The sequence below is a fragment of the Citrobacter sedlakii genome, assembly GCF_018128425.1.
GTDB classification, from domain to species: Bacteria; Pseudomonadota; Gammaproteobacteria; order Enterobacterales; family Enterobacteriaceae; genus Citrobacter_A; species Citrobacter_A sedlakii.
Genome location: NZ_CP071070.1, coordinates 4,170,944 through 4,190,939, shown reverse-complemented (window position 1 = coordinate 4,190,939; position 19,996 = coordinate 4,170,944). Strand labels below are relative to the sequence as shown.

Below are 19,996 nucleotides of genomic sequence, written 5' to 3'. Positions count from 1 at the left end.
ATGAGTACTTTCATGAGTGAAATGATTTACGGCATCCATGCGGTGCAGGCCCTGCTTGAGCGTGCTCCTGAGCGTTTTCAGGATGTCTTTATTCTTAAAGGTCGTGAAGATAAGCGTCTGTTGCCGCTGATCCACGCGCTGGAAGCGCAGGGCGTGGTCATCCAGGTGGCGAACCGCCAGTTTCTGGATGAAAAAAGCGAGGGTGCGGTACATCAGGGGATCATCGCCCGGGTGAAGCCGGGGCGTCAGTATCAGGAGAACGATCTGCCGGATTTGATCGCTTCACACGATCAACCGTTCCTGCTGATCCTTGACGGCGTCACCGATCCACACAACCTCGGCGCCTGTCTGCGTAGCGCAGACGCCGCTGGCGTACATGCGGTGATTGTGCCGAAGGATCGCTCGGCGCAACTGAACGCGACGGCGAAAAAAGTCGCCTGTGGCGCTGCCGAAAGCGTTCCGTTAATCCGCGTCACTAACCTGGCGCGTACCATGCGTATGCTGCAGGAAGAGAACATCTGGATTGTGGGAACGGCAGGTGAGGCCGACCATACGCTTTACCAGAGCAAAATGACCGGCCGCATGGCGTTGGTGATGGGCGCGGAAGGTGAAGGTATGCGCCGTCTGACCCGTGAGCACTGCGACGAACTTATCAGCATTCCAATGGCAGGCAGCGTGTCATCGCTGAACGTCTCCGTGGCGACTGGGATTTGCCTTTTCGAAGCTGTGCGTCAGCGCAGCTAAATCTCTTTTTAAGTAAAAGCCATCCGTTTTCGGATGGCTTTTTTTTATTTATTGCGATTACTATAACCGACTAAAATGGATTATGACTCAATGGGAAATGATATATGCCATGGACTCCGCTGGCGCTTGCTGATGCGCTACAGAATAATGCCGCTTTAAATATAGAAATCACAAATAATGAAAATGCCTTAATCATTAAAATGAATGATTATGGCGACCTGCTGCTCTCGGTATTATTTACCTCACGGCAGATAATTATTGAAACACGAGTCTGTCCGGTGACGGCGATTCATAATCAGCCTGAATTTAATCTTTTCCTGCTCCGTCACCAGAAAATGTTGCCGCTCTCATCGGTTGGCATTTCGGGCATTCAAAATGAAGAGTACTACGTGGTGTTTGGCGCGCTATCGCTATATTCCTCGTTGAACGATGTTGTTCTTGAAATTACCACGCTGGTCGAAAATGCGTTAGATCTCGCAGAAGTCACGGAAGAGTACGCGCAGTAATCATCAGGGAGAAAATGATGGGTATTTTAAAAAGTTTATTTACGCTGGGTAAATCAATGATCTCCCAGGCGGAAGCTTCAATTGAAGAAGCGCAGGGCGTAAGAATGCTGGAGCAGCATATTCGCGACGCTAAAACTGAACTTAATAAAGCGAATCAGTCGCGTGTCGAACTGCTCGCCCGGGTGAAACTCAGCAACGACAAACTTTATGATTTGCGCGAGCGTAAAGCCAGCCTCGAGAAGCGGGCGCTGGAAGCGCTGAATAAAAAGGTCGACGCCGCGTTAATCAATGAGGTCGCAGAAGAAATAGCGCGCCTGGAAAACCTCATTACGGCAGAAGAGCAAGTACTTGCTAACCTTGAAGCGTCGCGGGACGGCGTAGAGAGAGCCGTAACAGCCACCGGTCAGCGCATTTCACAATTTGAGCAGCAGTTGGAAGTCGTAAAGGCGACGGAGGCGATGCAGCGCGCGCAGCAGGCGGTCACCACCTCTACCGTAGGCGCCTCCTCCAACGTCTCTACAGCGGCAGAATCACTCAAGCGCATCCAGACGCGCCAGGCAGAACGTCAGGCACGGCTGGACGCGGCGGCGCAGTTGGAAAAAGTGGCGGATGGGCGCGATCTGGACGAGCGGCTGGCTGAAATGGGCATCGGCGGCAGCAATAAAAGTTCAGCTCAGGATGTGTTAGCGCGCCTGCAACAGCAAAAAGGTGAGTAATGCTGTTCACCTGGCTTGTCAGGGCCTGCCAGCGGCACTTTTCCCGGGTGACCTGGCCTGCGTTATTGGGTTTGTTTATCAGTCAGTACCTGATTTGTTTTCTGGTTCTGACCCTGCTGGGTGAAACGGCGCTGGTCGGTCGCCTGAGCGACTTCATCTACTACTGTTCGGTGGTGGGGTCTACGCTGGGTTTTGGTGACTTAAGCCCGCAGACCGCCGGAGGACGTTTGTTTACCGGCCTCTGGCAAATCCCGGTAAGCGTTGGCTTATTTGGTGCGCTGATGGGAAAGGTCATTGCGCAGGTACAAGGAACGTTAGCGAAAGGATTAACCGGGATGGGCGATTTTCGACATCTGCGTAAACATATGCTGGTGATTGGTTGGCGGGGCCATCAGACGGAGAAGATGATCTCGCTTCTGCTTTACGATACCCGACGCGCCTTTGAACGGGTTTTGCTGTGCGAGTGGGACGAGATGCAACACCCGCTGTCAGGCAACCGCTGGGTGGATTTTCTGCGCGTCAGTAATATTAACGACCCACAGGAACATCAGCGGATGGGGCTGAGCCACTGCCAGAGCGTAATCATTTATGCCAGAACAGACGAGCAGACCTTTACCGCTGCGCTATCGCTGGCAGGCTTTGTTCCGCCGAACAGCCATATCGTGGTGTATCTGGAAGATGAACGTTACGCCGGACTGCTTGAAACACACTGTCCGCAAATAGAAATTGTGCGCAATCTCTCCGCGGAGCAGCTGTCCCGTTCGATCCAGGATCCCGGTTCCTCACAGTCGGTGGCTTCCATTATGAATCCCATGCTCGGCGACACCGGCTTTGCCCTGCCTGTGCCGCAAGCGGTTACGCCTTTCCGCTATGGCGCGCTGATGCGCTATATGAAACTTCATCATGACGCGACGGTGCTCGGTATCAGCCATTGCAAGAACGGTCGCGGCATGGAGCTAAACCCGGTGATTTCAACCGAAGTCCGCGGTGGCATGTGGTTACACCTGGTCGGCAACAGCCGCATCCTGGCGGACGATGTCGCCTGGCAAGAGATAGGAGAAGCGAGATGACGTCGTTCTTTCAACGGCTGTGGAGAAGGTCAGCCCCACAGGCGCCGGTTCGTGGACCGTTAGGACTGCACCTCAATGCCGGGTTTACGCTGGATACGCTGGCGTTCCGCCTACTGGAGGCGTCGCTTTTGGTGGAACTGCCCGGTGAAGAATATACCGTTGCGGCTGTCAGCCATATCGATCTGGGTGGAGGCAGTCAAATTTTCCGTTATTACACCTCCGGCGATGAGTTTTTACAGATAAACACCACCGGAGGCATGGGCGTCGAGGATATCGACGACATCAAACTGTTCGTTTACCAGACCTGTGACGGCATAAGCCAGGAAGCGCACTGGCGTGCGGCCATCAGTCCAGTGACCATTGGTACGCCGACGTTGACCTGGCAGGCGCAGCGCTGGCAGCGATTTTTTAACCGCGAGGAGCCGGGAAACATCGCGCCGATCTTTATGCTGGAAAAAGTGGAGAATCAACAGCAGGCAAAATGGGATATCCACAATTTCTCGATGGGCTACCAGCGTCAGATCACTGACGACACCTGGGAATACTTGCTGCTGAACGGGGAGGAGACATTTGACGAGCGCGGAGAGCCCGAGTGGGTCTTTTCACGCGCGCTGGGCGTTGATATTCCCCTGACTTCATTGAATATTATTGGTTAATTACAGGGAAGCATGTGATGCACATTCTGGATTCATTATTGGCCTTCTGCGCCTATTTTTTTATTGGCGCGGCGATGGTTATCCTTTTCCTTTTTATCTACTCCAAAATTACGCCGCACAATGAATGGCGATTGATAAAAACTAATAACACCGCAGCCTCGCTGGCCTTCAGCGGTACGCTGCTGGGATATGTTATTCCGTTATCCAGCGCGGCAATAAACGCCGTTAGCATTCCGGATTATTTTGCCTGGGGAGGCATTGCGCTGGTCATTCAGCTCATCATCTACGCTAGCGTCAGGCTGTATATGCCGACGCTGAGCGAGAAAATCATTCAGCATAATACAGCGGCGGGACTATTTATGGGCACCTCCGCACTGGCGGGCGGTATTTTCAATGCGGCTTGCATGACGTGGTAATGGACGATCATGGCTAAAAAAACAGGAAACAAAAAACGTAAAACAGGCTTAGGTCATGCAGCGATTACCCGGATCGACCGTCCGGTAAACCCTTTCGAGCCTAAACGCAGCCGGTACAGTGGCAAAGTGCTGACGCTGGCGATCATGGGCGGCGCGGCTTTTTTCGCCTTGAAAGGGTGCAGTGACAGCGACGATGTCGACAACGATGGTGACGGCGTTTTTTACGAAACGGTGCAGAACTGCATTGATGACGGCAATAATATTAGCGTTTGCGTTGATGCCTGGAATAACGCGAAAACCGAATTTTATAACACCTTGCCAAAAAGGATGAGCAAGAGCGACTGCGAAACCCAGTTCGGCAACTGTTATCAGGATATTATCGACCAGAGCTGGGTGCCTGTCATTTCTGGCTTTTTGCTTAGCCGTGCGCTCCGTAAAGATCGTGATGAGGCGTATGTTTATAGCAGCAATGGGTCATCCTACGTTTCTCGTCCCGTCTGGCGTACGACGTCTGGCGACTACGCCTGGCGTACTGGCTCACGAAAAACAGACTCTGCGACCAGCCATAGCTACAGCACGAAAAAGGTATCAACGGTGTCTCGTGGAGGTTACGGACGCTCGTCCAGCGCCCGTGGCAGCTGGGGGGGCTAACCATGCTGCGACATGATGTGCCGGTTCGCCGGGATCTGAATCAGATCGCCTGCGATCACGGTTTCGATTTTCATATCATTGATAACGAAATCTACTGGGATGAAAGCCGGGCTTACCGCTTCACGCTTCGGCAAATTGAAGAACAGATCGAAAAGCCGACGGCAGAATTGCATCAGATGTGCCTGGAAATCGTCGATCGTGCGATAAAAGATGAGCATATTCTTGAGCAACTGGCGATCCCGCCGCTTTACTGGGATGCGATTGCTGAAAGCTGGCGCAGCAAGGATCCTACGCTGTACGGACGTATGGATTTTGTCTGGTGCGGTAATGCGCCGGTTAAGCTGCTTGAATACAACGCAGACACCCCAACGTCATTATACGAGGCGGCGTATTTCCAGTGGCTGTGGCTGGAGGATGCCCGCCGAAGCGGCGCGATTCCCCGTGATGCCGATCAGTACAACGCGATACAGGAGCGCCTGATTTCGCGGTTTGCGGAGCTTTATCGTCCGGAACCATTTTATTTTTGCTGCTGTGAAGACAGCGATGAAGATCGCACCACGGTGCTTTATTTACAGGACTGTGCGGAGCAGGCGGGCCAGGAGACGCGGTTTCTTTATCTCGAAGAGCTGGGGCTTGGTGTTGGCGGCGTGTTAACCGATCTCAACGATAACGTGATTCAGCGCGCCTTTAAGCTCTATCCGCTGGAATGGATGATGCGGGACGATAACGGGCCGTTGTTACGCAAGCGACGAGAACAATGGATTGAACCTTTATGGAAAAGTATCCTCAGCAACAAGGGGTTAATGCCACTGCTGTGGCGCGTCTTCCCGCAGCATCCCAATTTGCTTCCGGCCTGGTTTGACGGGGAAAAGCCCTGTATCCAGGCGGGGGCAAGCTGTGTGCGCAAGCCGATTTTCTCCCGTGAGGGGGGGAACGTGACGATCTTTGACGGCCATCAGCAGGTAATGGAGCATGCCGATGGTGATTATGCCGACGAACCCATGATCTATCAGGCGTTTCAGCCGCTACCACGCTTCGGCGACAGCTATATGCTGGTCGGCAGTTGGATCGTAGATGATGAAGCCTGCGGTATGGGGATCCGTGAAGATAACACCCTGATCACCAAAGATACGTCACGATTCATACCTCACTACATCTCGGGGTGATCCCACTTTTGTGATCTCTCTCCGTCGTCATTCAACCGGCAGCGACCATACTTATTGTCGCGGCCATTGAAGGAGGGAGACACAATGCACTGGCAAACGCATACCGTTTTTAACCAACCGATACCGTTGAATAACAGCAATCTTTTCTTGTCTGACGGCGCGCTGTGCGAAGCGATTGTCCGGGAAGGGGCTGGCTGGGACGGTGAACTGCTCGCCAGCATCGGACAACAGCTTGGCACCGCCGAGTCTCTGGAGCTGGGACGGCTGGCGAACAGCTGGCCGCCGGAATTATTGCGCTATGACCCGCAGGGGCAGCGTCTGGACGATGTGCGTTTTCATCCCGCCTGGCATCTGCTGATGCAGGGGCTATGTACCAACCGCGTGCACAACCTGCCCTGGGAGGAGGAGGCGCGCGCCGGATCGTTTGTCGCCCGCGCTGCGCGCTTTGTCCTGCATGCGCAGGTGGAAGCCGGGACGCTATGCCCGATAACCATGACCTTTGCCGCCACGCCACTTTTACAACAAATGCTCCCGCCCCCCTTTTCTGACTGGTTGACACCGTTAGTGAGCGATCGCTACGACTCACATCTTTTGCCTGGCGGGCAAAAACGCGGCCTGCTCATTGGTATGGGGATGACGGAGAAACAGGGCGGGAGCGATGTGCTGAGCAATACCACCCGCGCGGAGCGACTGGAAGACGGATCGTACCGGCTGGTGGGGCACAAATGGTTTTTCTCCGTCCCGCAAAGCGATGCCCATCTGGTGCTGGCGCAGACGGATGGGGGGCTATCCTGTTTCTTCGTACCGCGTTTTTTGCCCGACGGAAAGCGCAATGCTGTGCGGCTCGAACGTCTCAAAGACAAACTGGGTAATCGCTCCAATGCCAGTTGCGAAGTGGAGTTTCAGGATGCCCTTGGCTGGTTGCTGGGTGAAGAGGGCGAAGGCGTTCGCCATATCCTGAAGATGGGCGGCATGACGCGCTTTGATTGCGCGCTCGGTAGCCATGGGTTGATGCGCCGCGCTTTCTCAGTGGCGATTTACCACGCGCACCAGCGTCAGGTTTTTGGCAAGCCGCTGACTGAACAGCCTATGATGCGTCAGGTACTCAGCCGGATGGCGCTACAGCTTGAGGGGCAAACCGCGCTGTTGTTCCGTCTGGCTCGCGCGTGGGAACGCCGGAGCGAAGCAAAAGAGCAACTGCTGGCCCGTCTGTTTACCCCTGCCGCTAAATTCGCGGTTTGTAAAAGCGGTATCCCGTTTGTGGCCGAAGCGATGGAAGTCCTCGGTGGCGTGGGGTATTGCGAAGATAGCGAACTGCCGCGGCTATACCGCGAAATGCCGGTTAACAGCATCTGGGAAGGTTCAGGAAACGTAATGTGTCTCGACGTTCTGCGGGCCATCAGTAAACAAACCGGCGCGGATGAAATACTGAGCGAAACCTTTTCTGATGTGAGGGGGCAGGACCGCCATTTTGATCGTGCGGTTCGCCAACTGCAACAGCGGCTACGTAAACCTGTGGAAGCGCAGGGGCGTGACATCACCCAACTGATTTATCTGCTCGGCTGCGGTTCGCAAATGCTGCGATACGCGTCGCCGCCGGTTGCGCAGGCATGGTGTCAGATGATGCTGGATACGCGTGGAGGAAGACGCTTATCGGAACAGGTTCAGGATGAAGTACTGCTGAGGGCGACGGGAGGAGTACGGTAATCTCTTAGCCGGGTGGCGCAACGCTGACCCGGCTCAGGAAGGGCAGAATCAGGCGTAAAGGATGGCCTGGACGCGCCAGTTATCAGGCTGCTGTTCTTCATACATCTGCACAATGCGATACCACGAAGCGCCTTGTTCATCGGCTTTAAGCGCCACGATACGCTCCACGTCCTGTGGATTTCCTGAGATATTACTGACTGAAATCAGGCCAATTTCATTGAGGCCCGTCACGCAGTCCGCGCTGGCAAATTCGGCAGATTGCGCCGTCGTGCTTATCAGCCCAGCAGTAAGCAGCAGTGAGGATAAGGCAAGAGATTGGTTCATCGTCAGCTCCATTTTACGTTTCCCCGCAAGACGCAGGGCATTCCATCGCCGTAATAAACCTCGAGCTTCCTGCTGTCGGTTTATTGTGCACAGATAAACGTATAGAGGCGTAAAGCAACGTGAAACTGACTTAAATTTCAGCATCTTTTATTTACGATATAAAATGGCCTGTGAATACCACTGACCCGTCACGATCGTCTCATCGACCATGACGATAACGTAATAATCGGCTTTCGCGGCGGCGGCTTTGGCTTTAACCTCATCAATTGCGTCATCCGGAGACCCCCTCACCATTGAGGTGACGGTGCCCATTCGCTGCAACCCTTGCGTTTGATTGCGGCGTATTTCCTGCGGATGATCGGCGACGGGTGGCGCTGGCTGCGGCTTACCTTCAAGTACGCTGCATCCCGTTAACAACATAACCAGCATCAAAGGGACAAGCCGACGCATAACTCTATCTCGTTTACTGATAGTCATAGTGTAGTGCCTATTTAATTTCCCTTTGGGGGAATGTTCCCGAAATGTTAACTTCCGCGCGATTTTCGAATGAAAATGTCGTGAAAGCGTAATCCAGTTCTCAACATTATGAATCGTTGTTGAACACTTAACACTGCTTAATGGATCGCCCTGTGGCGTACCGGACAAAAAAGATCCGCAAATGATTGAAACAGAAACATGTCAGTTGGCGGAGCATCACCTGCTGCACGCTTTCCCAACCGGTAAAATCAATACACCTTTACCGAGTATCATTTTCTATCACGGGTTCACGTCGTCAGCGCTGGTTTACAGCTACTTTGCCGTCGCGCTGGCTCAGGCCGGTTTTAGGGTCATTATGCCAGACGCCGCAGAACACGGCGCGCGTTTCAGCGGTAACGCACCGTTGCGAATGACGCGCTTCTGGCAGATTTTGCAGCAAAACATGCAGGAATTTACTGCGTTACGTGCGGCTATTCTCCAGGAGAACTGGCTGCAGGATGACAGGCTTGCCGTGGCGGGAGCGTCAATGGGCGGTATGACCGCACTCGGGATCATGACGCAGCATCCTGAAGTCAGCTGCGTGGCCAGCCTGATGGGCTCGGGTTACTTCACCCGTCTGGCAAAAACGCTGTTTCCCCCTTCGGTGTTGGATACGCCAGCGCAGCAGGCGACGTTCGACAGCGTTATCGCGCCACTGGCGAAGTGGGATGTCTCGCAACAGCTGGAACAGGTGTCCGACAGGCCGCTGCTGTTATGGCATGGAGTGGAGGATGATGTCGTGCCAGCAGAAGAATCGTTTCGCTTGCAGCGGGCGCTGGCGCAGGCTGGACGAGACCGGAATCTGACCTGTGAGTGGCAGACGGGCGTGCGCCATCGCATCACACCCGAAGCCCTGGCGGCGACGGTCTCTTTTTTTCGTCAGCACCTTTAAACGCGTATAATGCTTACGCCCTGCGCCTCAAGCTGTTTCAGGATTTCAGGGTTAGCATGTTTGCCGGTGATAAGCATATCGATCTGATCTGCGCGACTGAACAGCATCCCCGCCCGTTCGCCCACTTTGCTGCTGTCGACCAATACGACCAGCTTGCCGACCACACTCAGCATTTTTTGCTCGGCCATAGCGGTGAGCATGTCCGTTTTGTACAGGCCATCCGTGGTCAGCCCTTTACCGCTGGTGAACATCCAGTGTCCGGCATAGAGACTGTTTTCACTGCCCTGGGGGCTCAGGGTGATCGACTGGGTTTTATTGTACTGGCCGCCCATGATGATCACGCTGTCATGCTCCTGATCGATCAGGTAATTGGCCAGCGGAAGATAGTTGGTGATGATCTGCACAGGTTTACCACACATCTCGCGCCCCAACAAAAAGGCAGTGGAGCCGCAGTTAATCACAACGCTTTCCCCCGGATTGACCAACTGGGAGGCGGCTTTCGCGATACGAACTTTTTCATCGTGGTTTTGGGCCTGATGCAGGTTCATTGGCGTCCAGCGTGGGCGCTGCTGGGCGATGGCTTCGGCTCCGTTTCGCACTTTTTTTAGCTTGCCGCTCTCATCAAGTTTATTGATATCCCGGCGTGCCGTTGCAGGGGAGATACCCAAACGTTCAACGACATTTTCCACGGTGACAAAGCCCAGTTGTGCCAGCATATCCAGCAAAATTTGATGTCTTTGCGCTTCAGTCATGAGCTATTCCGATACAAAATGATTTTAAAAGATGATATTTGAAATAGCCTGAAAATACTAAAGTAAATATGAAAAAAATGCCGGGAAAACCCGGCATTATCGCGATTACAGGAACGATTTAAACGGCAGATCGGGCTCAATAGTGAAGCAGTCGTCAAAGCCGCGCGGATAGTGGTATTCAAAGTTATCCTTATCCAAAGGCCAGGTGAATTTCCCGCCAACCTGCCAGATGAACGGCTTAAAACCGTATTTAAGGCGATCTTTTTTCATTTCCCACAAGACGCGGATCTCCTGCGGATCGGCCTGGAAATTTGACCAGATATCATGGTGGAACGGGATCACGACTTTCGTGTTCAGGGATTCCGCCATGCGCAGAATGTCTGCGCTGGTCATTTTATCGGTGATACCGCGTGGGTTTTCGCCATAGGAGCCCAGCGCCACGTCGATCTGATGCTCGTTGCCGTGCTTCGCATAGTAGTTGGAGTAGTGGGAATCTCCGCTGTGGTACAGCGTCCCCCCCGGCGTTTTGAACAGATAGTTTACGGCGCGCGCATCCATGCCGTCAGGCAGAACGCCTGCGGCTTTCTGGTCCGCCGGAAGGGTGATCAGCGCGGTGCGGTCAAACGCGTCAAGGGCATGTATTTCAATATCTTTTACTTTAACCACATCGCCTGGTTTTACCACGATGCAGCGCGATTTCGGCACACCCCAACCTATCCAAAGGTCCACGCAGGTCTGCGGCCCAATGAACGGCACATCGTCCGCGCAGTTTTGCATCACCGCTGCCGCCACATTGACATCAATGTGATCGTTATGATCGTGTGTTGCCAGCACCGCGTCGATCTGGCGAATCGCGAAAGGATCCAGCACAAATGGCGTGGTGCGCAGGTTCGGCTGCAATTTTTTTACGCCCGCCATACGCTGCATCTGGTGGCCGGTCTTCATCAGCGGGTTACCGTGACTTTGTTTTCCGGTACCGCACCAGAAATCCACGCACACATTGGTGCCGCCTTCGGATTTCAGCCAGATGCCGGTACACCCCAGCCACCACATTGCAAATGTGCCTGGCGCTACGCGTTCTTGTTCAATCTCTTCGTTCAGCCAGCTTCCCCATTCCGGAAAAGTGTTCAGGATCCATGATTCACGGGTGATGGTATTCACTTTACTCATTGTTTGACTCCTGGGTTCAATCAAAAGTAATCATTTTATGATTTGATGTGATTCATGTTGTCACCATTTTGAGCGGTTTGCAATGGGGGGAACGTGGGGTTTTACCTTATTGATCACACGGTCAATACCGGATTATGCCGGTAATTTAGCGTGTATATTTAATTAATTTCATGAAAAATAAAGAGTAATTCTGTTTTCTGGTTATATCATGAAATCCATTATGAAAAGAGGGGAAATAATTTGCGTGATGCGTCACAAATAATCAAATTTAATCTTGTGGTGATTATTTGTGATTACTAGAGTGATGGCACCAACCACACCGGGATTACCCCTCGTGTTCCTTTTTACTGGAGAGAGTTATGGAGATCCTCTACGACGTCTTTACCGTTTTCTTTAATCAGGTAATGACAAACGCGCCGCTTCTGCTCGGCATCGTGACGTGCCTCGGTTATATCCTGCTGCGTAAAAGCGTCAGCGTGATTATTAAAGGCACCATTAAAACCATTATTGGTTTTATGCTGTTGCAGGCGGGGTCTGGCATTTTGACCAGCACCTTTAAGCCGGTTGTTGCCAAAATGTCTGAGGTGTACGGCATCAATGGCGCGATCTCCGATACCTACGCCTCCATGATGGCAACCATTGACCGGATGGGCGATGCCTACAGTTGGGTAGGGTATGCCGTGCTTCTGGCGCTGGCGCTGAATATTTGTTACGTCCTGCTCCGACGTATTACCGGCATCCGCACCATCATGCTGACCGGACACATCATGTTCCAACAGGCGGGGCTGATCGCGGTGTCGCTCTACATCTTCGGCTATTCGATGTGGACCACTATTATCTGCACCGCCATCCTGGTCTCCCTGTACTGGGGCATTACGTCCAACATGATGTACAAGCCGACTCAGGAAGTGACTGACGGCTGCGGTTTCTCCATCGGTCACCAGCAGCAGTTCGCCTCCTGGATCGCTTATAAGGTCGCGCCATATCTGGGTAAAAAAGAAGAAAGCGTTGAAGATCTCAAGCTACCGGGCTGGCTGAATATCTTCCACGACAACATCGTTTCAACGGCCATCGTGATGACGATTTTCTTTGGCGCGATCCTCCTTTCCTTCGGCATCGACACGGTGCAGGCGATGGCGGGTAAAACACACTGGACGGTGTATATCCTGCAAACCGGCTTCTCATTTGCCGTGGCGATTTTCATCATCACCCAGGGCGTGCGTATGTTCGTCGCCGAACTGTCCGAAGCGTTCAACGGTATTTCTCAACGCCTGATTCCCGGCGCCGTGCTGGCTATCGACTGCGCCGCGATTTACAGCTTTGCGCCAAACGCGGTGGTCTGGGGCTTTATGTGGGGCACCATCGGCCAACTGATCGCGGTCGGTATTCTGGTGGGTTGCGGTTCGTCCATTCTGATCATTCCGGGCTTCATCCCGATGTTCTTTTCCAACGCCACCATTGGCGTCTTTGCCAACCACTTTGGCGGCTGGCGCGCGGCGCTGAAGATCTGTCTGGTGATGGGGATGATCGAAATCTTTGGCTGCGTCTGGGCCGTGAAACTCACGGGTATGAGCGCCTGGATGGGGATGGCCGACTGGTCGATTCTGGCGCCGCCGATGATGCAGGGCTTCTTCTCCCTCGGTATCGCGTTTATGGCCGCCATTCTGATTATCGCATTGGTTTATATGGTCTTCGCCGGACGCGCGCTACGTGCGGAAGAAGACGCAGAAAAACAACTGGCAGAACATTCTGCTTAATGAGGAGTGTGGATTATGACCGTACGTATTCTGGCTGTATGTGGCAACGGGCAAGGGAGTTCCATGATCATGAAAATGAAAGTGGATCAGTTTTTAACCCAATCCAATATCGACCACACGGTAAACAGCTGTGCTGTCGGCGAGTACAAAAGCGAGCTGGGCGGCGCCGACATCATCATCGCCTCAACCCATATCGCCGGTGAGATTAGCGTGACAGGTAACAAGTATGTGGTGGGCGTTCGCAATATGTTATCGCCCGCTGACTTTGGCCCAAAGCTGCTGGAAGTGATCAAACAACATTTTCCGCAGGATGTGAAGTAAGGGGACGTCATGAAACTACGTGATTCGCTGGCGCAAAACCATTCTGTCCGTTTGCAGGCTGAAGCCAGCACCTGGCAAGAGGCCGTGAAGATTGGCGTTGACCTGCTGGTGGCCGCTGATGTCGTCGAGCCGCGCTACTACCAGGCCATTCTTGATGGCGTAGCGCAGTTTGGCCCGTACTTCGTGATTGCCCCTGGGCTGGCGATGCCGCATGGCCGACCGGAAGAGGGCGTTAAGAAAACCGGTTTCTCGTTGGTAACGTTGAAGACGCCGCTGGCGTTTAACCACGAAGATAACGATCCGGTCGATATCCTGATCACCATGGCCGCCGTTGATGCGAATACCCATCAGGAAGTGGGCATCATGCAGATCGTGAATCTGTTTGAAGACGAGGCCAATTTTGACCGTTTACGCGCCTGCCGCACCGAGCAGGATGTGCTTGATTTAATAGATAACGCCACCGCGGCGGCTGTTTAAGAGGAATTTCATATGTCTCAGTTACCCATGTTACAGGTTGCGCTGGATAATCAAACGCTGTCTCACGCCTACGAGACCACCCGCCTGATTGCGGAAGAAGTAGACATTATTGAGGTGGGCACCATTCTCTGCGTTGGGGAAGGGGTACGCGCGGTGCGTGACCTGAAAGCGCTCTATCCACACAAAATCGTACTGGCGGACGCCAAAATTGCTGACGCGGGCAAGATCCTGTCCCGGATGTGCTTTGAAGCCAACGCCGACTGGGTGACCGTCATCTGTTGCGCTGATATCAACACTGCGAAAGGCGCGCTGGATGTGGCGAAAGAGTTTAACGGCGACGTACAGATTGAGCTGACCGGATACTGGACTTGGGAGCAGGCGCAGCAGTGGCGTGATGCGGGCATCCAGCAGGTGGTTTATCACCGTAGCCGTGACGCGCAGGCGGCGGGCGTTGCATGGGGCGAGGCGGATATCAGCGCCATCAAGCGCCTTGCCGATATGGGCTTTAAAGTGACCGTGACCGGTGGCCTGGCGCTGGAAGATCTGCCGCTGTTCAAAGGGATTCCTGTTCACGTCTTTATTGCCGGGCGCAGCATTCGCGATGCCGACTCTCCGGTTGAAGCGGCGCGCCAGTTTAAACGTTCCATCGCCCAACTGTGGGGATAAGGAGCGGATATGCTGTCGAAACAGAACCCGTTGGGCATCTATGAAAAAGCGCTCCCTGCCGGGGAGTGCTGGCTGGAGCGCCTGCGGATGGCGAACACGCTGGGTTTTGACTTCGTTGAAATGTCGGTGGATGAGACCGATGCGCGTCTTGCGCGACTCGACTGGAGCCGCGAACAGCGGCTGACGCTGGTGAGCGCCATTGCGGAGACTGGCGTGCGTATTCCATCCATGTGTCTGAGCGCCCATCGTCGTTTTCCGTTAGGAAGCGAAGATGACGCGGTGCGTGCGCAGGGCCTGGAGATCATGCGCAAGGCGATTCAGTTGGCGCAGGATATCGGGATCCGCGTGATCCAGTTAGCCGGCTACGACGTCTATTATCAGGAAGCCAATAACGAGACGCGCTGTCGTTTTCGTGACGGTCTGAAAGAGAGCGTAGAGATGGCTAGCCGGGCGCAGGTGACGCTGGCGATGGAGATCATGGATTACCCTCTGATGAACTCCATCAGTAAGGCGTTAGGCTACGCGCACTATCTGAATAACCCGTGGTTCCAGTTGTATCCCGATATCGGCAACCTGTCGGCATGGGATAACGATGTTCAGATGGAGCTGCAGGCCGGGATAGGTCATATCGTGGCGGTTCATGTAAAAGACACGAAGCCGGGCGTATTCAAGAACGTGCCGTTTGGCGAAGGCGTTGTCGATTTTGAACGTTGTTTTGCGACGCTCAAGCAGAGTGGGTATTGCGGGCCATACCTGATTGAGATGTGGAGCGAAACGGCGGACGATCCGGCGCGTGAGGTGGCGAAAGCGCGCGACTGGGTGAAAGCGCGCATGGTCAGCGCAGGTCTGGTGGAGGCAGCATGATGCAGATGTTAAAGCAGCAGGTGTTTAACGCCAACATGGATCTTCCTCGCTATGGCCTGGTGACCTTTACCTGGGGCAACGTCAGCGCCATCGACCGGGAACGCGGCCTGGTCGTGATAAAACCGAGCGGGGTCCCTTACGAGACCATGACGGTTGATGACATGGTGGTGGTCGACATGGACGGTCATGTCGTGGAGGGGCGGTATCGTCCTTCATCCGATACCGCTACACATCTTGCGCTGTACCGCCATTATCCGTCACTCGGGGGCGTCGTGCATACCCACTCCACCCATGCCACCGCCTGGGCGCAGGCGGGGCTGGCGATACCGGCGCTCGGCACCACCCATGCGGATTACTTTTTTGGCGACATCCCTTGTACCCGGGCGCTGAGCGAAGCAGAAGTGCAGGGTGAGTACGAGCGCAATACGGGCACGGTAATCATCGAAACGCTGGGCGACATTGAACCGCTGCATACGCCGGGAGTTGTGGTGTATCAGCACGGCCCATTTGCGTGGGGCAAAGATGCTCACGATGCGGTGCATAATGCCGTGGTCATGGAGGAGGTAGCGCGGATGGCATGGATTGCGCGGGGGATTAACCCAGACCTCAGCCCCATCGACGATTATCTGATGAACAAACACTTCATGCGTAAACACGGTCCGAACGCTTACTATGGGCAGAAGTGAAGCTGCAAGAAGTGAAGAAGTAAATAGCGCCGGAACTCACTCCCTGGCGGGGAGGTAATCGGTCAGGTTCTGGCGGTTTTTGCAAAAAAAGCCCCCTGCAAAGGGGGCAAATCAGAGTATGGCATTATTTTTCGTTGGTTTACCTGGTGCTAGCGAAAAATCTCTGCGCTGGGGTGGATGTTGCCATTGCTGCCGGGTTCGCGGATCAAAATGACATGGTAATACGTCGCGCCTTGCGCATCGGCTTCGTCGTTCAGCGCATCTTTAGCGTCGCTTTCCATGGCGACGTTATGGTTGATGTAAATGACGCCTAAGCTCTGAACATCATCCATATTTCTGGCCTGCTGGTTATCAATCTCAATGGCGGCAAGCGCATTGGCGCCCAGCAAAAGCCCAGCCAGAAGGGCTATCATACGGGTTCGCATACCTACCTCCTCGACTGCTAACTCGGATGAGCGAGACCGTTTTTGGGGTAACCCCTGTTGATCTTATTTTAATCGCTACCCGCAATGTCGATGGCGACCTTTTCTGATGCAGTTGTTCAAAAAATTACCGCATCAGGCATAGCAGAATTAATTCTTCGACTCAGTGGGAATCGCCTCTGCAGTGGCGGCATCTTGTCTGTTATCAGGCAGTCTGACGCGTATCAACCTGTCATGAAAAACCAGGATCAGCGTATTTCCCTGCCAGTTAAAAGCCATGTTTTTTAACCCGCAGTAGCGAAGCCGATGCAATGATGCAATTTTTGTCGCGCTGGCGACATCCCAGATATCAGCGGTTATTCCTGAACCCGCCGATTTTTCATAACCTGCCTGAGCAAAAAAGCGTCCATGAGCGGAACGGGCGGTTGCAGTGATACTGTCAGTATTTTTAAGCTCTGCGCTAAAGCGCCATTTGCCGCTGAGACTATCAATAAAATAGGTCCCCATTCGCCAGGCATTCATGTGATGTTGAAGCGGTGATTGATGTTGATAATGCAGCGCTATCCAGTGGGCCTCACTGGAGCCCAGCGGATATGGCGTATGTCGGGTAATGTCATCGGCAGATAAATCGATGCGGCGGCTTCTGATATCGGCTGGCGATCGGAAAGGAACCGTATACGAGAGTTCAGCTCTTCCGGTTTCTGAATTAAGTTTGACTAATCCATTGCTGTCTTCAAGCCAAAAATAGCCAGGGGTTGAAATCAGGACCGGTTGAATGGAGTTTCCGCTGGCGAAATGGTTACGACAAGTTTTGAACAGGCTATTTTCTGGCGGAGATATACGCGGATCGATACGGCGAAAAATCAAACATCCTTTCCCCTCGTCGCTATAGTCGCTCGAAAAGGTAATGGGATTCCCGTTCGCATCGCTGAACCATGATGTTACGCCTGTTTCTTCATTTAAAGCCAGCGTAGCTATTTTTCTGGTGGGGATATTCAGTTCAAACCACTGGCCTGGGGACGTTTTGAACCAGGCCTTCTGTCCTTTATGGACCAACGTTAAACCGGACAGGCTTTCCCCTTGCCAAAGTTGGGTGGCATGCTGCGGATTTCCGGGCTCGGTGATATAGAGTTCCGAAACGTAATTTTGCTGTTGGCGATCGTAGCGTTTCGTGGCGAATAATGAATTACCGTCAGGAAGTTCCTTGTATTCCTTAATTTCCCGGGAGTCATCCGTATCAGAAAGGAGATCTTTGAGTGTGATTGTTACCATGCTCATGGCGTCGGATGACGTTGTTTCACCAGACTGACGTTCAGGCGCGCTTTCCGCTAACGGTACTTTTTTAACCCATGCCGTGACCTCTGAAGCCAGTTCGCTTTGCAGATTATTTTTCTTCAGGTAGGTGGTAATGGGTTTGATACTCTCTTCCAGTACGAGCTTGTCAGAGAGATAGCTCTGTAATGGCCTGAGGCCCGGCCCGAGGAGAGTGAAGTTTTTCCAGTAGTCGATTCTGTTCGCTATTGCCTTTAGATACGAATAATTAGGATTAGGCGATACGACACATGTTGTTAGGATCAACGCAACTTTTGGCTCGCCAAAAACAGCGCTGGCGTCCATTATTTTCAGATAAGTGGTTCGTTTAGTGTCACCTACAGAGTAGGTTTTTCGTGCCTCTGTAAACGATATTTCTTCTTGTAGTTCAGGCTGTTTAATTAATTCCTGCGGCGCCCGCCATAACCAATGCTGTGAAATCGCCAGATTTGTTTTGTGCTCAACTTCTTTGGCCGTGATATAGCCTGCCTGCTGTGCTTGCCATAATTTCGGCGTGATAAATTTTTCAGCCAGGCTGGTGGCCACTTCCGGTCTGTGTGATAGCAGGGTCTGCCCCCAGTCCTCTTCCAGGTAAGCGACAGGCATTGACGCTGACTGAAGGCTAAAATTTTCTTGTTTAAGTAAGTCCGACAGCTTCGGCGCCAGCGTATTCCAGTCGGCGGCGATCGCCAGCGTCATTTTATTCGCTGCAATACGTTTTTTGCCATCCAGCCAGACCAGAATGTTGGTATCGTCCAGGGGCGCTCTCGGCGAATTTGCCAGGCCCCGCTCTGCGGGCGATTCCCACTGCCACCGGGTAAAAACCGGTGCAGGATTATAGTCAGCATAGGGTGATGGTAAACAGCTTTCAGGGTGCGGCGGGCTCTCTGTGCCCGTCTGAATGACATACCAGGCCATCAGGCCTGTGAAAATAAACGCCAGCCCACATTTTTTGCTAAGCATCCTTTGCTCCAGGTCAAATATTCCATTTTATCTCCCTGCATACTAAGTGGTCATCCCGGCAAAAACCATCTTAATAACAACCACAAGATGAACTTCTCTCTTCTCGCCGGGGGATGAGCAGCGACAGCGAGCAGGCGATTGTTTGCAAATCGCCTTGAGTTTCCCGTCTGACCCCAGTATTATGACGCGTCATTTTTCAGCCGACCTTTAACACGTTCCTTGCCTCCCCGGGCCTCGGCTGACCCAGACAGGAGGCTGAATAATCCGTAAGGAGCAATTCGATGCGTCATTACGAAATCGTTTTTATGGTCCATCCTGACCAGAGCGAACAGGTTCCGGGCATGATCGAGCGTTACTCTGCTGCCATCACTGGCGCAGAAGGCAAGATCCACCGTCTGGAAGACTGGGGCCGCCGTCAGCTGGCTTACCCGATCAACAAACTGCACAAAGCGCACTACGTTCTGATGAACGTTGAAGCGCCGCAGGAAGTGATCGATGAGCTGGAAACTACCTTCCGCTTCAACGATGCCGTTATCCGTAGCATGGTAATGCGTACCAAGCACGCTGTTACCGAAGCATCTCCGATGGTTAAAGCGAAAGACGAGCGCCGTGAGCGTCGCGATGATTTCGCAAACGAAACCGCAGATGATGCTGAAGCTGGGGATTCTGAAGAGTAATTTCTGATGACCAACCGTCTGGTGTTGTCCGGCACCGTGTGCAGGGCTCCCCTTCGAAAGGTCAGTCCATCAGGAATTCCGCATTGCCAGTTCGTGCTTGAGCATCGTTCTGTGCAAGAGGAAGCCGGGTTTCACCGGCAGGCGTGGTGCCAAATGCCCGTTATTGTTAGCGGACATGAAAACCAGGCCATTACTCACAGTATAACGGTCGGTAGTCGCATAACCATTCAGGGATTTATCTCTTGCCACAAAGCAAAGAACGGCCTGAGCAAAATGGTTCTGCATGCCGAGCAGATTGAATTGATAGATTCTGGAGACTAGCCATATGGCACGTTATTTCCGTCGTCGCAAGTTCTGCCGTTTCACCGCGGAAGGCGTTCAAGAGATCGACTATAAAGATATCGCTACGCTGAAAAACTACATCACCGAAAGCGGTAAGATTGTCCCAAGCCGTATCACCGGTACCCGTGCAAAATACCAGCGTCAGCTGGCTCGCGCTATCAAACGCGCTCGCTACCTGTCCCTGCTGCCGTACACTGATCGCCATCAGTAATCGGTCACGGTCC

General features: G+C 53.2%; 25 protein-coding genes. 19 read left to right on the top strand and 6 right to left on the bottom strand.

Going from position 1 to position 19,996, the window contains the following annotated elements; translation table 11 throughout:
* The first annotated feature begins 12 nt into the window (after nucleotides 1–12).
* From rlmB to JY391_RS19845, 9 genes are all read left to right on the top strand, one after another.
* Nucleotides 13–744, top strand: coding sequence for a 23S rRNA (guanosine(2251)-2'-O)-methyltransferase RlmB (gene rlmB, locus JY391_RS19885; protein ID WP_042289578.1), 732 nt, complete (start codon nucleotides 13–15; stop codon nucleotides 742–744).
* Nucleotides 745–848: 104 nt separating this feature from the next.
* The gene (locus JY391_RS19880; protein WP_211934896.1) at nucleotides 849–1,250 is read left to right on the top strand and encodes a YjfI family protein; all 402 of its coding nucleotides are present in this window, start codon (nucleotides 849–851) and stop codon (nucleotides 1,248–1,250) included.
* A gap of 17 nt (nucleotides 1,251–1,267) precedes the next feature.
* Nucleotides 1,268–1,966: a PspA/IM30 family protein gene (locus JY391_RS19875; RefSeq protein WP_060570942.1), complete on the top strand. Its 699-nt coding sequence runs from the start codon at nucleotides 1,268–1,270 to the stop codon at nucleotides 1,964–1,966.
* On the top strand, nucleotides 1,966–3,036 hold the full coding sequence (locus tag JY391_RS19870; RefSeq protein ID WP_211934895.1) for a potassium channel family protein: 1,071 nt from the start codon (nucleotides 1,966–1,968) through the stop codon (nucleotides 3,034–3,036). The genes JY391_RS19875 and JY391_RS19870 overlap by 1 nt, the downstream gene beginning before the upstream one ends.
* Nucleotides 3,009–3,692 (top strand): YjfK family protein, encoded by a 684-nt coding sequence (locus JY391_RS19865; RefSeq protein ID WP_211935828.1) that lies wholly within the window; start codon nucleotides 3,009–3,011, stop codon nucleotides 3,690–3,692. Before JY391_RS19870 ends, JY391_RS19865 begins: the two co-directional genes overlap by 28 nt.
* A 17-nt stretch (nucleotides 3,693–3,709) precedes the next feature.
* Nucleotides 3,710–4,108, top strand: coding sequence for a DUF350 domain-containing protein (locus JY391_RS19860; RefSeq protein ID WP_042289568.1), 399 nt, complete (start codon nucleotides 3,710–3,712; stop codon nucleotides 4,106–4,108).
* 9 nt (nucleotides 4,109–4,117) lie between these two features.
* Nucleotides 4,118–4,759, top strand: coding sequence for a DUF1190 domain-containing protein (locus JY391_RS19855; protein WP_060570938.1), 642 nt, complete (start codon nucleotides 4,118–4,120; stop codon nucleotides 4,757–4,759).
* A 2-nt stretch (nucleotides 4,760–4,761) separates the two neighbouring features.
* The gene (locus tag JY391_RS19850; RefSeq protein WP_211934894.1) at nucleotides 4,762–5,925 is read left to right on the top strand and encodes a glutathionylspermidine synthase family protein; all 1,164 of its coding nucleotides are present in this window, start codon (nucleotides 4,762–4,764) and stop codon (nucleotides 5,923–5,925) included.
* Nucleotides 5,926–6,009: 84 nt separating this feature from the next.
* The gene (locus JY391_RS19845) at nucleotides 6,010–7,632 is read left to right on the top strand and encodes an isovaleryl-CoA dehydrogenase (protein WP_211934893.1); all 1,623 of its coding nucleotides are present in this window, start codon (nucleotides 6,010–6,012) and stop codon (nucleotides 7,630–7,632) included.
* A gap of 48 nt (nucleotides 7,633–7,680) precedes the next feature.
* On the opposite strand, the gene yjfN is transcribed toward JY391_RS19845, so the two are convergent.
* Both yjfN and bsmA read right to left on the bottom strand, forming a co-directional pair.
* The gene (gene yjfN, locus JY391_RS19840; RefSeq protein WP_072197155.1) at nucleotides 7,681–7,956 is read right to left on the bottom strand and encodes a DUF1471 family protease activator YjfN; all 276 of its coding nucleotides are present in this window, start codon (nucleotides 7,954–7,956) and stop codon (nucleotides 7,681–7,683) included.
* A gap of 147 nt (nucleotides 7,957–8,103) precedes the next feature.
* Complete coding sequence (gene bsmA, locus JY391_RS19835; RefSeq protein ID WP_042289558.1) at nucleotides 8,104–8,433, bottom strand: biofilm peroxide resistance protein BsmA; 330 nt, start codon at nucleotides 8,431–8,433, stop codon at nucleotides 8,104–8,106.
* A gap of 181 nt (nucleotides 8,434–8,614) precedes the next feature.
* Here bsmA and yjfP point away from each other — a divergent pair, with 181 nt between their 5' ends.
* Nucleotides 8,615–9,364, top strand: a complete 750-nt coding sequence (yjfP, locus tag JY391_RS19830; RefSeq protein ID WP_211934892.1) for an esterase — start codon at nucleotides 8,615–8,617, stop codon at nucleotides 9,362–9,364.
* On the opposite strand, the gene ulaR is transcribed toward yjfP, so the two are convergent.
* Complete coding sequence (ulaR, locus tag JY391_RS19825) at nucleotides 9,361–10,116, bottom strand: HTH-type transcriptional regulator UlaR (protein WP_042289553.1); 756 nt, start codon at nucleotides 10,114–10,116, stop codon at nucleotides 9,361–9,363. The genes yjfP and ulaR overlap by 4 nt on opposite strands.
* A 105-nt stretch (nucleotides 10,117–10,221) precedes the next feature.
* Complete coding sequence (ulaG, locus tag JY391_RS19820; protein WP_181822125.1) at nucleotides 10,222–11,286, bottom strand: L-ascorbate 6-phosphate lactonase; 1,065 nt, start codon at nucleotides 11,284–11,286, stop codon at nucleotides 10,222–10,224.
* 359 nt (nucleotides 11,287–11,645) lie between these two features.
* Between ulaG and ulaA the strand changes: the two genes are divergently transcribed.
* The 6 genes from ulaA to JY391_RS19790 are packed head-to-tail and all read left to right on the top strand — an operon-like array spanning nucleotide 11,646 to nucleotide 16,057.
* Nucleotides 11,646–13,043, top strand: coding sequence for a PTS ascorbate transporter subunit IIC (gene ulaA / locus JY391_RS19815; protein WP_199956997.1), 1,398 nt, complete (start codon nucleotides 11,646–11,648; stop codon nucleotides 13,041–13,043).
* Nucleotides 13,044–13,058: 15 nt separating this feature from the next.
* On the top strand, nucleotides 13,059–13,364 hold the full coding sequence (gene ulaB / locus JY391_RS19810) for a PTS ascorbate transporter subunit IIB (protein WP_042289546.1): 306 nt from the start codon (nucleotides 13,059–13,061) through the stop codon (nucleotides 13,362–13,364).
* A gap of 9 nt (nucleotides 13,365–13,373) precedes the next feature.
* Nucleotides 13,374–13,841 (top strand): PTS ascorbate transporter subunit IIA, encoded by a 468-nt coding sequence (gene ulaC, locus JY391_RS19805; protein WP_042289543.1) that lies wholly within the window; start codon nucleotides 13,374–13,376, stop codon nucleotides 13,839–13,841.
* Nucleotides 13,842–13,853: 12 nt separating this feature from the next.
* Nucleotides 13,854–14,507 carry a 3-keto-L-gulonate-6-phosphate decarboxylase UlaD gene (gene ulaD / locus JY391_RS19800; RefSeq protein ID WP_120714914.1) on the top strand — a complete coding sequence of 218 codons (654 nt, stop codon included), beginning with the start codon at nucleotides 13,854–13,856 and terminating at the stop codon, nucleotides 14,505–14,507.
* A gap of 9 nt (nucleotides 14,508–14,516) precedes the next feature.
* On the top strand, nucleotides 14,517–15,371 hold the full coding sequence (locus tag JY391_RS19795; RefSeq protein ID WP_199956998.1) for an L-ribulose-5-phosphate 3-epimerase: 855 nt from the start codon (nucleotides 14,517–14,519) through the stop codon (nucleotides 15,369–15,371).
* Nucleotides 15,371–16,057 carry an L-ribulose-5-phosphate 4-epimerase gene (locus JY391_RS19790; RefSeq protein ID WP_211935827.1) on the top strand — a complete coding sequence of 229 codons (687 nt, stop codon included), beginning with the start codon at nucleotides 15,371–15,373 and terminating at the stop codon, nucleotides 16,055–16,057. Before JY391_RS19795 ends, JY391_RS19790 begins: the two co-directional genes overlap by 1 nt.
* Before the next feature lie 149 nt (nucleotides 16,058–16,206).
* Here JY391_RS19790 and yjfY read toward each other — a convergent pair whose 3' ends face one another.
* Nucleotides 16,207–16,482 carry a DUF1471 family protein YjfY gene (gene yjfY / locus JY391_RS19785; protein WP_211934891.1) on the bottom strand — a complete coding sequence of 92 codons (276 nt, stop codon included), beginning with the start codon at nucleotides 16,480–16,482 and terminating at the stop codon, nucleotides 16,207–16,209.
* Nucleotides 16,483–16,629: 147 nt separating this feature from the next.
* Entirely contained in the window at nucleotides 16,630–18,753 is a 2,124-nt protein-coding gene (locus JY391_RS19780; RefSeq protein WP_229264074.1) for a hypothetical protein, read from the bottom strand.
* A 281-nt stretch (nucleotides 18,754–19,034) separates the two neighbouring features.
* On the opposite strand from JY391_RS19780, the gene rpsF reads away from it, so the two are divergent.
* Genes rpsF through rpsR form a run of 3 tightly spaced genes read left to right on the top strand, consistent with a single transcriptional unit; the run spans nucleotide 19,035 to nucleotide 19,983 of the window.
* Nucleotides 19,035–19,430: a 30S ribosomal protein S6 gene (gene rpsF, locus JY391_RS19775; protein ID WP_001216673.1), complete on the top strand. Its 396-nt coding sequence runs from the start codon at nucleotides 19,035–19,037 to the stop codon at nucleotides 19,428–19,430.
* A 6-nt stretch (nucleotides 19,431–19,436) separates the two neighbouring features.
* The gene (priB, locus tag JY391_RS19770) at nucleotides 19,437–19,751 is read left to right on the top strand and encodes a primosomal replication protein N (protein ID WP_042289531.1); all 315 of its coding nucleotides are present in this window, start codon (nucleotides 19,437–19,439) and stop codon (nucleotides 19,749–19,751) included.
* 4 nt (nucleotides 19,752–19,755) lie between these two features.
* The gene (rpsR, locus tag JY391_RS19765; RefSeq protein WP_000135199.1) at nucleotides 19,756–19,983 is read left to right on the top strand and encodes a 30S ribosomal protein S18; all 228 of its coding nucleotides are present in this window, start codon (nucleotides 19,756–19,758) and stop codon (nucleotides 19,981–19,983) included.
* Nucleotides 19,984–19,996 lie beyond the last annotated feature (13 nt).